13 protein-coding genes and 2 pseudogenes are annotated in these 15,097 nt (G+C 69.1%); 3 read left to right on the forward strand and 12 right to left on the reverse strand.

What is annotated here, in order from left to right; translation table 11 throughout:
* Nucleotides 1-5 precede the first annotated feature (5 nt).
* From nuoK to G412_RS0112775, 11 genes are read right to left on the reverse strand one after another with little or no spacing between them, the layout of a single operon-like run.
* A complete protein-coding gene (nuoK, locus tag G412_RS0112725; RefSeq protein ID WP_028812435.1) occupies nucleotides 6-305 on the reverse strand; it encodes an NADH-quinone oxidoreductase subunit NuoK in 300 nt (99 codons plus the stop codon).
* Nucleotides 302-1,207 carry an NADH-quinone oxidoreductase subunit J gene (locus tag G412_RS0112730; protein WP_028812436.1) on the reverse strand — a complete coding sequence of 302 codons (906 nt, stop codon included), beginning with the start codon at nucleotides 1,205-1,207 and terminating at the stop codon, nucleotides 302-304. The genes nuoK and G412_RS0112730 overlap by 4 nt, the downstream gene beginning before the upstream one ends.
* Nucleotides 1,204-1,854: an NADH-quinone oxidoreductase subunit NuoI gene (gene nuoI / locus G412_RS0112735; protein ID WP_028812437.1), complete on the reverse strand. Its 651-nt coding sequence runs from the start codon at nucleotides 1,852-1,854 to the stop codon at nucleotides 1,204-1,206. The genes G412_RS0112730 and nuoI overlap by 4 nt, the downstream gene beginning before the upstream one ends.
* Nucleotides 1,847-3,199: an NADH-quinone oxidoreductase subunit NuoH gene (gene nuoH / locus G412_RS0112740; RefSeq protein WP_037648679.1), complete on the reverse strand. Its 1,353-nt coding sequence runs from the start codon at nucleotides 3,197-3,199 to the stop codon at nucleotides 1,847-1,849. The genes nuoI and nuoH overlap by 8 nt, the downstream gene beginning before the upstream one ends.
* A gap of 5 nt (nucleotides 3,200-3,204) precedes the next feature.
* A complete protein-coding gene (locus G412_RS0112745; RefSeq protein ID WP_028812439.1) occupies nucleotides 3,205-5,736 on the reverse strand; it encodes an NADH-quinone oxidoreductase subunit G in 2,532 nt (843 codons plus the stop codon).
* The gene (gene nuoF / locus G412_RS0112750; protein WP_208857863.1) at nucleotides 5,733-7,094 is read right to left on the reverse strand and encodes an NADH-quinone oxidoreductase subunit NuoF; all 1,362 of its coding nucleotides are present in this window, start codon (nucleotides 7,092-7,094) and stop codon (nucleotides 5,733-5,735) included. Before nuoF ends, G412_RS0112745 begins: the two co-directional genes overlap by 4 nt.
* Nucleotides 7,091-7,915 carry an NADH-quinone oxidoreductase subunit NuoE gene (gene nuoE / locus G412_RS0112755; protein ID WP_425274468.1) on the reverse strand — a complete coding sequence of 275 codons (825 nt, stop codon included), beginning with the start codon at nucleotides 7,913-7,915 and terminating at the stop codon, nucleotides 7,091-7,093. Before nuoE ends, nuoF begins: the two co-directional genes overlap by 4 nt.
* Before the next feature lie 35 nt (nucleotides 7,916-7,950).
* Nucleotides 7,951-9,276 (reverse strand): NADH-quinone oxidoreductase subunit D, encoded by a 1,326-nt coding sequence (locus G412_RS0112760; protein ID WP_028812442.1) that lies wholly within the window; start codon nucleotides 9,274-9,276, stop codon nucleotides 7,951-7,953.
* A complete protein-coding gene (locus G412_RS0112765; protein ID WP_028812443.1) occupies nucleotides 9,273-10,007 on the reverse strand; it encodes an NADH-quinone oxidoreductase subunit C in 735 nt (244 codons plus the stop codon). The genes G412_RS0112760 and G412_RS0112765 overlap by 4 nt, the downstream gene beginning before the upstream one ends.
* Nucleotides 10,004-10,558 carry a NuoB/complex I 20 kDa subunit family protein gene (locus G412_RS0112770; RefSeq protein ID WP_028812444.1) on the reverse strand — a complete coding sequence of 185 codons (555 nt, stop codon included), beginning with the start codon at nucleotides 10,556-10,558 and terminating at the stop codon, nucleotides 10,004-10,006. Before G412_RS0112770 ends, G412_RS0112765 begins: the two co-directional genes overlap by 4 nt.
* An 18-nt stretch (nucleotides 10,559-10,576) precedes the next feature.
* The gene (locus tag G412_RS0112775; RefSeq protein WP_003956195.1) at nucleotides 10,577-10,936 is read right to left on the reverse strand and encodes an NADH-quinone oxidoreductase subunit A; all 360 of its coding nucleotides are present in this window, start codon (nucleotides 10,934-10,936) and stop codon (nucleotides 10,577-10,579) included.
* 711 nt (nucleotides 10,937-11,647) lie between these two features.
* On the opposite strand from G412_RS0112775, the gene G412_RS0112780 reads away from it, so the two are divergent.
* The gene (locus G412_RS0112780) at nucleotides 11,648-12,499 is read left to right on the forward strand and encodes a C40 family peptidase (RefSeq protein WP_028812445.1); all 852 of its coding nucleotides are present in this window, start codon (nucleotides 11,648-11,650) and stop codon (nucleotides 12,497-12,499) included.
* Nucleotides 12,500-12,599: 100 nt separating this feature from the next.
* On the opposite strand, the pseudogene G412_RS41895 reads toward G412_RS0112780, so the two are convergent.
* A pseudogene (locus tag G412_RS41895) lies at nucleotides 12,600-13,048 on the reverse strand (imine reductase family protein); the annotation flags it as partial.
* 5 nt (nucleotides 13,049-13,053) lie between these two features.
* Between G412_RS41895 and G412_RS34180 the strand changes: the two are divergent.
* Together G412_RS34180 and G412_RS0112790 are read left to right on the forward strand one after the other, a co-directional pair.
* Nucleotides 13,054-13,551: pseudogene (locus G412_RS34180) on the forward strand (helix-turn-helix domain-containing protein); the annotation flags it as partial.
* A gap of 175 nt (nucleotides 13,552-13,726) precedes the next feature.
* Nucleotides 13,727-15,094, forward strand: a complete 1,368-nt coding sequence (locus tag G412_RS0112790) for a serine hydrolase domain-containing protein (protein ID WP_051338305.1) — start codon at nucleotides 13,727-13,729, stop codon at nucleotides 15,092-15,094.
* Nucleotides 15,095-15,097 lie beyond the last annotated feature (3 nt).

Consider the following 15,097-nt stretch of genomic DNA (forward strand, 5'->3'; position numbering starts at 1 on the left):
ACCCCTTACAGCTTCATCAGGCTGGCGTCGTCGACCGAGGCCGAGTGGCGGGTCCGGAACAGCGACACGATGATCGCGAGACCCACCACGACCTCGGCGGCGGCGACCACCATCGTGAAGAACGCGATGATCTGGCCGTCGAGATTGCCGTGCATCCGGGAGAAGGCGACGAACGCGAGGTTGCAGGCGTTGAGCATCAGCTCGACGCACATGAACACGACGATCGCGTTCCGCCGGATCAGCACACCCGCCGCGCCGATGGTGAACAACAGCGCCGCGAGATACAGGTAGTTGACCGGATTCACTGCGCGACCTCCGATTCGTCCTGGCCACGGGCACCGTCACCGTCACGCTCATGCCCGGCGTCACGGCCGGCGTCACGCCCGGCGTCACGCCCGGCGTCACTGCCGGCCTCGCGGCCGAGCCGCTCCTCGGCGCGCTGCTCCAGCGCCTTGAGGTCGGCCAGCGCCTCCGTCGACACGTCCCGGATCTGACCGCGCCCGCGCAGCGTCTTGTTGACCGTGAGCTCGGACGGCGTACCGTCCGGCAGCAGACCGGCGATGTCCACCGCGTTGTGCCGGGCGTACACACCGGGTGCGGGCAGCGGCGGCAGGTGTTTGCCGCGTACGCGCTCCTGGGACATCTCCCGCTGCGTCTTCGCGCGCTCGGTGCGCTCGCGGTGCGTGAGCACCATCGCGCCGACGGTCGCCGTGATGAGCAGGGCGCCGGTGAGCTCGAAGGCGAAGACGTACTTGGTGAAGATGAGTTCGGCCAGGCCCTCGACGTTGCCGCCGGCGGCGGCGTTCGCCCTGCCGAGCCCGTTGAAGGTGGACAGCGAGGCCTGCCCGATGCCGGCGATCAGCAGGATGCCGAACCCGAGACCGCAGCCCGCGGCCAGCCAGCGCTGCCCCTTGAGCGTCTCCTTCAGCGAGTCCGCGGCCGTGACACCGACCAGCATGACCACGAAGAGGAACAGCATCATGATCGCGCCGGTGTAGACGACGATCTGGACGACGCCGAGGAAGTACGCGCCGTTGGCGAGGTAGAAGACGGCCAGGACGATCATGGTCGCGGCCAGGCACAGCGCGCTGTGCACCGCCTTCTTCATCAGGATGGTGCACAGGGCGCCGATGACGGCGACCGTACCCAGCACCCAGAACTGCACGGCCTCGCCGGTCGAAGTGGCGGAGGCGGCAAGAGCGTTCATCCCCCGATCACCTTCTTCGTCGTCGGCTCGTCCTCGCCGAAGGTCGACGCGGCCTCCTGGGGGCGCTCGCCCTTGCTGAGCGCCACCTGCCGCTCCGTGCCCGGCGCGGCCTCGGTCACCAGGCCCCGGTAGTAGTCCTGCTCGTCCATGCCGGGGAAGATCGAGTGCGGTGCCTCGACCATGCCTTCCTCCAGGCCGGCGAGCAGCTGCTCCTTGGTGTAGATGAGCGACTCGCGGCTGCTGTCGGCCAGTTCGAACTCGTTGGTCATCGTGAGCGCGCGCGTGGGGCACGCCTCGATGCACAGGCCGCACAGAATGCAGCGGGCGTAGTTGATCTGGTAGACGCGGCCGTAACGCTCACCGGGGGAGTAACGCTCCTCCTCCGTGTTCTCCGCGCCTTCCACGTAGATCGCGTCGGCCGGACAGGCCCAGGCGCACAGCTCGCACCCGATGCACTTCTCCAAGCCGTCCGGATGGCGGTTGAGCTGGTGCCGGCCGTGGAAGCGCGGCGCCGTCGTCTTCTGCTGCTCCGGATACTGCTCGGTCAGCCGCTTCTTGAACATGGCCTTGAAGGTCACGCCGAAGCCGGCCACCGGATTCTGCCAGGGCGTCCGGGGGGCTTCCCCCGGCTTTGAGGTGTCAGGCATCGTCGGCCTCCTTCCCGTCACTCATAGTGTCCGGCCCACCACTGACAATCAGCTCACGCTCGTGGCGCGGCCGCCTGCGGGGCACGGGTGGCAACTCCTGGCCGGGCAGCGGGGGCACCGGGAATCCGCCCGCCATCGGGTCGAAAGCGGGTGGTTCCTCCCCGTCTCGCGCCGCCTTCTCCTTCTCCTTCTTGTCGCGGAAGATGTCGGCGACGAAGGACAGCAGCAAAATCGCGACGATCGCCCCGGCGACGTACAGCACGATGTTCTGGAATTCCATGTTCTCGTTGCGCATCGCGCGCACCGTGGCGACCAGCATCAGCCAGACCACCGAGACCGGGATCAGGACCTTCCAGCCCAGCTTCATCAGCTGGTCGTAGCGCACGCGCGGCAGCGTGCCGCGCAGCCAGATGAAGAAGAACAGGAGCAGCTGGACCTTGACGACGAACCAGAGCATCGGCCACCAGCCGTGGTTCGCGCCCTCCCAGAAGGCCGAGATGGGGTACGGAGCCCGCCAGCCGCCCAGGAAGAGGGTGACCGAGACCGCCGAGACGGTGACCATGTTGACGTACTCCGCCAGCATGAACAGCGCGAACTTGATCGACGAGTACTCGGTGTTGAAGCCGCCGACCAGGTCGCCCTCGGACTCCGGCATGTCGAAGGGGGCCCGGTTCGTCTCGCCCACCATCGTGACGACGTAGATGATGAAGGACACCGGCAGCAGGATGATGAACCATCGGTCGTGCTGCGCCTCGACGATCGCCGAGGTCGACATCGACCCGGAGTAGAGGAACACCGAGGCGAACGCCGCGCCCATCGCGATCTCGTACGAGATCATCTGAGCGCAGGAGCGCAGGCCGCCGAGCAGCGGGTACGTCGATCCCGACGACCAGCCCGCGAGCACGATGCCGTAGATGCCGACGGAGGCGATCGCGAGGATGTACAGCATGGCGATCGGCAGGTCGGTGAGCTGCATCGTGGTGCGCTGCCCGAAGATCGACACTTCGTTGCCCGCCGGTCCGAACGGGATGACCGCGATCGCCATGAAGGCCGGGATCGCCGCGACGACCGGAGCAAGGATGTAGACCACCTTGTCCGCCCGCTTGACGATCACGTCCTCCTTGAGCATCAGCTTGACGCCGTCCGCGAGGGACTGGAGGAGACCCCACGGACCGTGCCGGTTGGGGCCGATGCGCAGCTGCATCCACGCGACGACCTTGCGCTCCCACACGATGGAGAAGAGCACGGTGATCATCAGGAACGCGAAGCAGAAGACGGCCTTGATGACGACGAGCCACCACGGGTCGTGCCCGAACATGGACAGGTCCTCGGCCGCGAGAAGCATGGAGTTCACGCGAGCACCTCCGGTACGTCGGTGGCGGTGGCAGCGGCCGCGGGGCCGATGCGGACGACCTGTCCGGGGACCGCGCCGGTGTCGGTGGCGACGCCGCCGCCCGTCGAGTTCAGCGGCAGCCACACCACGCGGTCCGGCATCGCGGTGACCTGGAGCGGCAGTTCGACCGTCCCCGCGGGCCCGGTGACGGCGAGCAGGTCGCCGTCCTTCACGCCGGTCCCGGCCGCCGTGGTGGCGGAGAGCCGCGCGACGGCGGCGTGGCGGGTGCCCGCGAGGGCCTCGTCGCCGTCCTGGAGCCGGCCCTGGTCGAGCAGCAGCCGGTGGCCCGCGAGCACGGCCTCGCCGGCGCCGGGGCGCGGCAGCGGCTGGGCGGACTCGGCGGGGTCGGTGGCGTGCGCCCCGCCCCAGGCGCCGAGCCGGTCCAGCTCGCGGCGTACGGCCCGTACGTCCGGCAGCGCGAAGTGACTGTGCTTGTCAGTGCCTGCGGTGCGGGCCAGGGCGTCGGCGAGCATGTGCAGCACCCGCGCGTCCTCAGGGGCGAGCGTGCGCGTCATCTGGTCGGGCTTGAGCGCGGCCTCGAACATCCGGGCCCTGCCCTCCCAGTTGAGGAAGGTGCCGGGCTTCTCCGCGACGGCGGCGACCGGAAGGACGACGTCCGCCCGGTCCGTCACCTCGCTGGGCCTGAGCTCCAGGGAGACGATGAAACCGGCCTGGTCGAGTGCTTCACGCGCGCGTACCGGGTCGGGAAGGTCCGCGACCTCGACGCCCCCGACGAGCAGCGCGGCCAGTTCACCGGTGGCGGCGGCCTCGATGATCTGGCCGGTGTCGCGACCGTAACGGCTCGGCAGTTCGGCCACGCCCCAGACCGCCGCCACCTCGTCCCGCGCGCGCGGGTCGGTGGCCGGGCGGCCGCCGGGAAGCAGCGCGGGCAGCGCGCCCGCCTCGACGGCGCCGCGCTCACCGGCCCGGCGCGGGATCCACACGAGGGAGGCGCCGGTCGCGTTGGCGGCCCGTACGGCCGAGGTGTACGCGCCCGGCACGGCGGCCAGCCGTTCACCGACGACGATCACGGCGCCCTCGGCCCGCAGTGCCTCGGTCGCGGCGTTCCCGTCGCCCCCGAGCTCGGTGCGGTCCGCGATCGCGTCGAGCCACTCGGGTTCGGTGCCCGGCGCGGCGGGAAGCAGCGTGCCGCCCGCCTTCGTCAGGCCGCGCGTCGCGTGCGTCGCGACGGCGAAGGTGCGCTGCCCGTGCTTGCGGTGGGCCTTGCGCAGCCGCAGGAAGACACCGGGGGCCTCCTCCTCGGACTCGATGCCGACAAGCAGTACGGCGGGCGCCTTCTCCAGCGCGGTGTACGTGATGCCCGTGCCGTCGAGATCGATTCCGCGCCCGGCGACACGGGACGCCAGGAAGTCGGCCTCCTCGCCGCTGTGCACGCGCGCGCGGAAGTCGATGTCGTTGGTGTCCAGGGCGATACGGGCGAACTTGGCGTAGGCGTAGGCGTCCTCGACGGTGAGCCGGCCGCCGGTCAGGACACCGGCCCGCCCGCGCGCCGCCGAGAGCCCCCTGGCCGCCGCTTCGAGCGCCTCGGGCCAGCTCGCCGGTTCCAGTACGCCCGCCTCGCCGCGTACGAGCGGAGTGGTGAGCCGGTCGGGGCGCTGCGCGTAACGGAAGCCGAAGCGCCCCTTGTCGCAGATCCACTCCTCGTTGACCTCGGGGTCCTCGGCCGCCAGGCGCCGCATGACCTTGCCGCGCCGGTGGTCGGTCCGGGTCGCGCAGCCGCCCGCGCAGTGCTCGCAGACGGACGGCGACGACACGAGGTCGAAGGGCCGCGCCCGGAAGCGGTACGCCGCCGAAGTCAGCGCGCCCACCGGGCAGATCTGGATGGTGTTGCCGGAGAAGTACGACTCGAAGGGGTCGCCCTTGCCGATACCGACCTGCTGGAGCGCGCCGCGCTCGAGCAGCTCGATCATCGGGTCGCCCGCGATCTGGTTCGAGAAGCGGGTGCAGCGCGCGCACAGCACGCACCGCTCGCGGTCGAGCAGCACCTGGGGGGAGAGCGGGATCGGCTTCTCGAACGTCCGCTTCCTGCCGTCGAAGCGGGACTCCGCGTCGCCGTGGGACATGGCCTGGTTCTGGAGCGGGCACTCGCCGCCCTTGTCGCAGACCGGGCAGTCCAGCGGGTGGTTGATCAGCAGCAGTTCCATCACACCGCGCTGCGCCTTCTCGGCGACCGGCGAGGTGAGCTGGGACTTGACGACCATGCCGTCGGTGCAGGTGATCGTGCACGACGCCATGGGCTTGCGCTGGCCCTCCACCTCGACGATGCACTGGCGGCAGGCGCCGGCGGGGTCAAGGAGCGGGTGGTCGCAGAAGCGCGGGATCTCGATGCCGAGCAGCTCGGCGGCCCGGATGACCAGCGTCCCCTTGGGAACGGAGATCTCGATGCCGTCGATCGTCAGAGTGACCAGATCTTCGGGCGGGACCGCCGCCTCGCCGCCTCCGGAGGGAGCACTTGTCGTGACGGTCATGCGTTCACCTCCGTGGTGTGGGCGGGCTTGTCGGCCCAGACGGTCGACTTGGCCGGGTCGAAGGGGCAGCCCTTGCCCGTGATGTGCTGCTCGTACTCCGCGCGGAAGTACTTCAGCGAGGAGAAGATCGGGGACGCGGCGCCGTCGCCGAGCGCGCAGAACGACTTGCCGTTGATGTTGTCGGCGATGTCGTTCAGCTTGTCGAGGTCGCTCATGCGGCCCTTGCCGGCCTCGATGTCACGCAGCAGTTGAACCAGCCAGTACGTCCCTTCGCGGCAGGGTGTGCACTTGCCGCAGGACTCGTGGGCGTAGAACTCGGTCCAGCGGGTGACGGCCCGCACCACGCACGTCGTCTCGTCGAAGCACTGGAGCGCCTTGGTGCCGAGCATCGAGCCCGCCGCGCCGACGCCTTCGTAGTCCAGCGGTACGTCGAGGTGCTCGTCGGTGAACATCGGCGTCGACGAGCCGCCGGGCGTCCAGAACTTCAGGCGGTGCCCGGCGCGCATGCCGCCGCTCATGTCGAGCAACTGGCGCAGCGTGATGCCGAGGGGGGCCTCGTACTGGCCGGGGCTGGTGACGTGGCCGCTCAGCGAGTAGAGCGTGAAGCCCGGGGACTTCTCGCTTCCCATCGAACGGAACCACTCCTTGCCCTTGTTGAGGATCGCGGGAACCGACGCGATGGACTCGACGTTGTTCACCACAGTCGGACACGCGTAAAGACCCGCGACGGCAGGGAAGGGGGGACGGAGCCGGGGCTGGCCGCGCCGGCCTTCGAGCGAGTCGAGCAGCGCGGTCTCCTCACCGCAGATGTACGCGCCCGCACCCGCGTGCACGGTGAGTTCGAGGTCGAGACCGCTGCCGAGGATGTTCTCGCCGAGGTAGCCCGCCGCGTACGCCTCACGTACGGCCTCGTGCAGCCTGCGCAGTACGGGGACGACTTCGCCGCGCAGGTAGATGAACGCGTGGTTCGACCGGATCGCGTAGCAGGCGATCACGATGCCCTCGATGAGGGAATGCGGGTTCGCGAAGAGGAGCGGGATGTCCTTGCAGGTCCCCGGCTCCGACTCGTCGGCGTTGACAACCAGATAGTGCGGTTTGCCGTCGCCCTGCGGGATGAACTGCCACTTCATGCCGGTGGGGAAGCCGGCGCCGCCGCGGCCGCGCAGACCGGAGTCCTTGACGTACGCGATGAGGTCGTCCGGCGACATGGCGAGGGCCTTGCGCAGGCCTTCGTACCCCTCGTGCCGCCGGTAGGTGTCCAGGGTCCAGGACTCGGGCTCGTCCCAGAACGCCGACAGGACGGGCGAGAGCAGCTTTTCAGGGCTGGTCTCGTTGATCTCGGCTGCCAAGGTCATCACTCCCCCTCCTCGGTTTCCGGTCCGGCCGGGTGAGCGGGGTCGGACGCCGAGGTCTGCTGCGGAGCGTCGTGCGAGCTGAGGTGCTCGGACGGCGAAGGATCGTGCGGCGGCCCGTCCTGCTGCTGGGCCTCTCCGCGCGGGTGGACCACACGGTGCTGCGGTGCCTCACCCTTGGCGAGCTTGAGGCCGATGAGCGAGGCGGGCCCGGCGCCACCGGTCGCCTCGACGGCGCCGGGGCGCTCGTCGGGGAAGCCGGCCAGGATGCGGGCGGTCTCCTTGTACGTGCACAGGGGCGCGCCGCGGGTGGGCCGGACGGGCCGTCCTGCCCGCAGGTCGTCGACGAGGCGCTTGGCGGATTCGGGCGTCTGGTCGTCGAAGAACTCCCAGTTGACCATCACCACGGGCGCGAAGTCGCAGGCCGCGTTGCACTCGATGTGTTCGAGGGTGACCTTGCCGTCCTCGGTCGTCTCCTGGTTGCCGACGCCGAGGTGCTGCTTGAGCTCGTCGAAGATCGCGTCGCCGCCCATGACCGCGCACAGCGTGTTGGTGCAGACGCCCACCTGGTAGTCGCCGGAGGGCTTGCGCCGGTACATCGAGTAGAAGGTGGAGACCGCGGTGACCTCGGCGGTGGTCAGGCCGAGCGTCTCGGCGCAGAACCGGACGCCGGTGCGGGTGACGTGGCCCTCCTCCGACTGCACCAGGTGCAGCAGCGGCAGCAGGGCGGACCGGCTGTCGGGGTAGCGGGCGACGATCTCCTGCGCGTCCGCGTCGAGCCGGGCGCGTACGTCGGCCGGGTAGTCGGGAGCGGGGAGCTGCGGCATCCCCAGGCTCACCTCTTGATTTGCTGGTGTGGCGGTCACCGGTCGACGCCTCCCATCACGGGGTCGATGGACGCGACGGCGACGATGACGTCGGCGACCTGGCCGCCCTCGCACATCGCCGCCATGGCCTGCAGGTTGGTGAAGGAAGGGTCGCGGAAGTGGACCCGGTAGGGACGGGTGCCGCCGTCGGAGACGACATGCACGCCGAGCTCGCCCCTGGGCGACTCGACGGTGACGTACGCCTGCCCGGCCGGGACCCGGAAGCCCTCGGTCACCAGCTTGAAGTGGTGGATCAGGGCCTCCATGGAGGTGCCCATGATCTTCTTGATGTGGTCGAGCGAGTTGCCGAGGCCGTCCGGCCCGAGCGCGAGCTGCGCGGGCCAGGCGATCTTCTTGTCGGCGACCATCACGTCGCCCGGCTCCCGGAGCCGGTCCAGGCACTGCTCGACGATCCGCAGCGACTGCCGCATCTCTTCGAGCCGGATCAGGAAGCGGCCGTAGGAGTCACACGTGTCGGCGGTCGGCACGTCGAAGTCGTACGTCTCGTAACCGCAGTAGGGGTCGCTCTTGCGCACGTCGTGCGGCAGGCCCGCCGAGCGCAGGACCGGGCCGGTCGCGCCGAGCGCCATGCAGCCGGTGAGGTCGAGGTACCCGACGTCCTGCATGCGGGCCTTGAAGATCGGGTTGCCGGTGGCGAGCTTGTCGTACTCCGGCAGGTTCCTCTTCATGGTCTTCACAAGCTCGCGGAGCTGGTCCATCGTGCCCGGAGGCAGGTCCTGGGCCAGGCCGCCGGGGCGGATGAACGCGTGGTTCATGCGCAGGCCGGTGATCAGCTCGAAGGCATCGAGAATCAGTTCACGATCACGGAATCCGTAGATCATGATCGTGGTCGCGCCCAGCTCCATGCCGCCGGTGGCGATGCACACCAGGTGCGAGGAGATCCGGTTGAGCTCCATCAGCATCACGCGGATGATGCTCGCCCGGTCCGGGATCTGCTCCTCGATGCCGAGCAGCTTCTCGACGCCCAGGCAGTACGCCGTCTCGTTGAAGAACGGCGTCAGGTAATCCATGCGCGTGACGAAGGTCGTGCCCTGCGTCCAGTTCCGGAATTCGGTGTTCTTCTCGATGCCGGTGTGCAGGTAGCCGATGCCGCAGCGGGCCTCGGTGACCGTCTCGCCGTCGATCTCCAGGATGAGCCGGAGCACGCCGTGCGTCGAGGGGTGCTGAGGCCCCATGTTGACGACGATGCGCTCGTCGTCGGCCTTGGTCGCGGCCTGCACGACGTCGTCCCAGTCGCCGCCGGTGACTGTGTATACGGGACCTTCGGTGGTCTCGCGTGCTGCTGCGGGTGGGGTAGTCACGAGTACGACCTCCGCTGGTCCGGAGCCGGAATCTGGGCGCCCTTGTACTCGACGGGGATGCCGCCGAGGGGGTAGTCCTTGCGCTGCGGGAAGCCCTGCCAGTCGTCCGGCATCATGATCCGGGTGAGGGCGGGGTGCCCGTCGAAGACGAGGCCGAAGAAGTCGTACGTCTCGCGCTCGTGCCAGTCGTTGGTCGGATAGACCGAGACCAGCGACGGGACGTGCGGGTCGCTGTCCGGGGCGCTCACTTCGAGCCGGATGAGCCGGCCGTGAGTGATCGAGCGCAGGTGGTAGACGGCGTGCAGCTCGCGGCCCTTGTCCTCCAGGTAGTGGACACCGCTGACGCCCGTACACAGCTCGAAGCGCAGGGCCGGGTCGTCGCGCAGGGTCTTCGCCACCCGCACCAGGTGCTCGCGCGCGATGTGGAAGGTGATCTCGCCGCGGTCGACGACGGTCTTCTCGATGGCGTTGTCCGGGAGGAGGTTCTGCTCCTCCAGGGCGCCTTCGAGCTCGTCGGCGACCTCGTCGAACCAGCCGCCGTACGGGCGGGTCGCGGGTCCGGGCAGGCGTACGGAGCGGACGAGGCCGCCGTAGCCGGTGGTGTCGCCGCCGTTCTTCGGGCCGAACATGCCGCGCTGGACGCGGATCTCTTCGCCGTGATCACCGCGCTGGCCGGGCAGGTTCTGCGCGCTGAGTTCCTTGTCGGGGTTCGGCTCGTTGATGTCGCTCACCGGAGCAGCCCCTTCATCTCAAGAGTGGGGAGCGCCTTCAGGGCCGCTTCCTCCGCCTCGCGGGCCGCCTCTTCCTGGTTCACGCCGAGCTTGGAGTTCTGAATCTTGTGGTGCAGCTTCAGAATCGCGTCGATCAGCATCTCGGGGCGGGGTGGGCAGCCGGGCAAATAGATGTCAACAGGAACAATATGATCAACACCCTGCACAATTGCGTAGTTATTGAACATTCCGCCTGAAGAGGCGCAAACACCCATGGAGATAACCCACTTGGGGTTCGGCATCTGGTCGTAGACCTGCCTCAGCACCGGCGCCATCTTCTGGCTGACCCGGCCTGCCACGATCATGAGGTCGGCCTGCCGCGGCGAGCCGCGGAAGACCTCCATGCCGAAGCGGGCCAGGTCGTAGCGGCCGGCGCCCGTCGTCATCATCTCGATGGCGCAGCAGGCGAGGCCGAAGGTCGCGGGGAAGACGGAGGACTTCCGCACCCAGCCCGCGGCCTGTTCGACGGTGGTCAGCAGAAAGCCGCTGGGCAGCTTCTCTTCGAGTCCCATTGGTGACCCCTCAGCCCCTCAGTCCCATTCCAGGCCGCCGCGCCGCCATACGTACGCGTAGGCAACGAAGACGGTGAGCACGAAGAGCAGCATCTCGACGAGCCCGAAAAGCCCCAGGGCGTCAAAGGAGACGGCCCAGGGGTAGAGGAAGACGATCTCGATGTCGAAGACGATGAAGAGCATCGCCGTCAGGTAGTACTTGATGGGGAAGCGGCCGCCACCGGCGGGTGTGGGTGTCGGCTCGATGCCGCACTCGTACGCTTCAAGCTTTGCCCGGTTGTAGCGCTTTGGGCCGATAAGCGTGGCCATGACCACGGAAAAGATCGCAAACCCTGCCCCGAGGGCGCCGAGCACGAGGATGGGCGCGTAGGCATTCACGCTCCTCGCTCCTTCCAGTCGTCCTTGACCGTTGGACCGCACCCGGACCTGCATTTCGCGCCGCCTCCACGATCTTCGCCACGCGAGGATCACGTATATGTGAGGCAGTTCACAAGCCCGGCTGCTTCGCATCTTATGCCTGCTGGTCTGTGATCTGCGACACGGGTCGCGACAACGTCTTTGTGATCTCCACCACCCGACGAACGATCATCAAGCCGGGTGATCGGTGATCTTCATACGCGAAGTGCACGAGTGGCTACCAGCCGTGACAAGCGGTGGTGTTGCCGCTGGTCGCGATGGGTGTGCGCTATCAAGCGATGTCCTGTACAGGCAAATTCGCAAGGGGCGGCTCGATAGTGATAAGGGAAAGCCGCCTCATCACTCCGAGGGAGCCCGGCGGACGAATGTGGACGCGTGAGCGCGTTCACGAGCGATCCAGGTCCCGAACGGTTGCCGATCTGTGACCTGCGCCACTTGATCCCCGCCTCAGGGAAAGCGGGCTTGGCCAACGGTGTGAACGGGTGGTAAGCGCCGGGCAATTGGGACGTAATGCGGAAAGCCCATGATCACAGGCATGATCACGCATGCCCGTATTGCCCGTTACGGCGTCAATAAAGCCCGGAGGAAGCCGGATTCGGGCCGCTGAGGCGCAACTGTGGCGGAGCACACCTTTCTTGAAGGGAACCGCGAACGCCTGATAGCGGTTGTCCCATGTCCCTCACCGCTCACATACCCAGCCACCGGAAACCCCGTCGTAGCGCCTCCAAGGTCGCGCTCCGTGCCGGAGTTGCCGGTGGCGTCCTCAGCACCATTGGTGTGGCTGGTGCTGCCGGGCCGGCGAATGCCGAGCCGGTGACCGCCACCATCGAAATGCCCACCATCACCGCGGACCTGGCGAACAGCGTCGCCGTCTCCGCCGAGGCCACCCAGCAGGTCGCGCACGCCTACGACCTCCAGGCCCAGCAGGACGAAGCCGCCGCCAAGGCCGCGAAGGCCGCCAAGAAGGACAAGGCGGAGGCCGAACGCAAGGCCGAGGCCGAGGCCAAGAGGAAGGCCGAAGAGGCCGCCAAGGAGAAGGCTGCTCAGGAAGCAGCCGCGAAGGCCGCCGCGAAGGAGCGCGCCTCGCGTTCCTCGGAGCGCACGACGCTCAGCGCCTCCGCCTCCGCCTCCGTCGGCTCCTCCGACTCCCCGTCGTCCTCCACCGCCACCGGCAGCGCGGCGGCCGTGGTCGCCTTCGCGCGCGCCCAGGTCGGTGACGCGTACGTCTCCGGCGGCACCGGCCCCAACTCGTGGGACTGCTCCGGCCTCACCCAGGCCGCGTTCCGCACGATCGGTGTCGACCTGCCGCGTGTCTCGCAGTCCCAGTCGACCGCGGGCACCCAGGTCGGCCTGGACAACCTCCAGCCTGGCGACATCCTCTACTGGGGTGGCGCGGGCAGCGCGTACCACGTGGGCATCTACGTGGGCGGCGGCAACTTCGTCGGCGCGCAGAACTCCGGTACCGGCGTGGTCGAGCGCCCGATGTCGTACGACATGCCGACCGGCGCGGTCCGCGTCCTCTGACCGGCCCCGCCTTTCACCTTCCTCGCGACGGAGGGCCGTCGTTCCCACGCCCTGGGAACGACGGCCCTCCGTCGTGCGTTCACTCCACGACCGCCGACGCTCACCCCTTGCGGAACAACTCAACAAGGCGCGCATAGCTGTCCCCGCCGTTCCCCCCGTCGACCGCCCGCTCGATCAGCGCCTGCGACAGCTCGGGCAGCCGCCCGTCGATGCCCCGGTCCCTCCCCGCGTGGACCAGGTGCGGCCGTGGCGTGCAGCCAGCCGCCCAGCGTGGCCCACATGATGTCGAGCAGCGCCACGTCGTACAACGCCCGCGTCTTCGCCGAGGCCGATGGGGTCGCCCAGGGCGGCCAGCGTCTCCCGGTGGGCCGCGAAGGCGGCGGGCGAGCCGCTGTAGAGAAACATGCTCGCCGGGCTGCCGGCCCCCGGCGGCGTCGACATGATGGCGCCGTCGAGGTAGCCGAAGCCGTGCCCGGCGGCCCAGGCCGCCGCTTCCCTGGCCTGCTCGGGTGAGCCGGTGGTGAGGTTGACGACCGTACGGCCCGCGAGCGACAACCAGCGCGGGTGTTACCGCCGCCCTCGACCTCTGCCTGCACCTGGTACGCCGCGACCTCGGCGCGCAGGTGGCCGGTCAGCTGGCCCGCCGCCTGGTCGTGCCGGCCCATCGCGCCGGCGGACAGGCGCAGTTCATCGACCAGCCCGTCCCCGAGACCGACGACGACAACCTCGGGCCGGCCCTCCAGTGGGCGACCGCCCGACTCCACGAGCCGCTCACCGTCGAAGACCTGGCCCGCCGCGCCCGTATGAGCCCGCGCACCTTCTACCGGCGCCTCCAGGAAGCCACCGGCACCACACCGCTCCAGTGGCTACTGGCCCGCCGCTTGGCCCGCGCCCAGTCCCTCCTCGAAACGACCGACCTCCCGATCGACCGTGTCAGCGAGGAGAGCGGCCTCGGCACGGCGGCCAACCTCCGCCGCCACTTCACCCTCCAGGTCGGCGTCTCCCCCAGCGATTACCGCCGCAATTTCGCCGGAGCCGGTGGCCGGATCTGACAGATGGCCGTCATTGCGGTCGCGGGGTGGGTGGCCCCCATGGTCGAACACCTCACATATGTCATCAGTTTCTGTGCGGCAGATCGTTCTGTGGGCGGAGGGCGTGGCGCGGCGGCGCGACGAGGATGGAGCAATCGCGTATGCCCGTACGCGAGTTGACCCCACGGGAGTGACCATGACCCCAGCCCGCCCGTACGGCCGCCGACCGCACCACCGGAGAGGCCGCCTGGCCGTCGCGGCCTCGGCCGCCGTTCTGTCGCTCGCGGTCGGCGTCGTGCCGGCGCAGGCCGCCGCCGCCGAGCACGTGACAGCCACCCCCACCTACGCCACCTCCGGCGCGCCCTTCACCGGGGTCGGCGGCCACCGCCTCGACCGGGCAGCTCTGCGCGACTCCCTCGCGGCCATTCACCGGGCCGGTATGTACGGGGCCTATTCATCGGTCCGGGACGGCTCCGAGCAGTGGCGGGGCGCCACCGGATTAGCCGATGTGGACACCGAGCGCCGGATGCGCCCCGACTTCGAGCACCGGATCGGCAGCATCACCAAGACCTTCACCGCGGTGGCCGTCCTCCAGCAGGTCCACAAGGGCCGCATCGGACTGGACGCGCCGATCGGGCGCTACCTGCCCGAGCTGGTACCGGGCGAGAGAGGCCGCGAGGTGACGGTACGCATGCTGCTCAACCACACCAGCGGCATAGCCGACTACGTACTCCCGGCCTTCCCGGGCGTCGTCGAAAACCCGGGCAAGGTACTGGAAGAAAACCGCTTCCGCCGCATGGACCCCGAGCACCTCGCCCGCCTCGGCCTCGCGGCGCCACCGGTCGCCGAACGCGGCAAGCACGCATACGCGAACACGAACTACATCCTCGCCGGGCTGCTGTTGCGGAAGGTCACAGGCCAGGACCCGGAAACGTACATCACCCGCAACGTGATCCGTAAGGCCGGGCTGCGGCACACCTACTTCCCCCGCTCGCCCTACATATCCGGGCCGCACGCCAAGATGTACGAGTCGATGTACGGCTACATCGACCCGGCCCGCGACTTCAGCGCCTACGACATGTCCTGGGCCGGTACGGCCGGGGCGATGGTGTCGACCATGCGGGACCTCAACGACTTCTACCGCCAACTGCTCGGCGGAAAGCTGCTCGGCCCCGCCGAACTCCGCGCCATGAAGACCACCGTCCCGGCACACGTCCCGGAGCCGGGCCAGGAGGTCGTGATGCGTTACGGACTGGGCCTCTTCTCCATGCGCATGCCGAGCGGCTGGTACTGGGGCCACAACGGCGCTGTCTTCGGAGCCGGGACCTGGGCGCTCTCCACCGAGGACGGCCGCAGGCAGGTCGCGATGGGCTACAACCTGACGAAGTACGAGCGGTTCGACGAGGACAACAGGCCGAAGCCGGACCCGATAGGGAACGCGCTGTTCCGGTATGTCGACGGCGCGCTCAGCGACGCGGGGCAGTCCTCCGCACCCCGCCACCGGCCGGCACCCGGCTCACTTCCCCCGCTCAACGACCTGGTGAAACCCGGACAACTGCGCTGAGCG

This window comes from Streptomyces flavidovirens DSM 40150, assembly GCF_000429085.1.
In the GTDB taxonomy this organism is placed as follows: Bacteria; Actinomycetota; Actinomycetes; order Streptomycetales; family Streptomycetaceae; genus Streptomyces; species Streptomyces flavidovirens.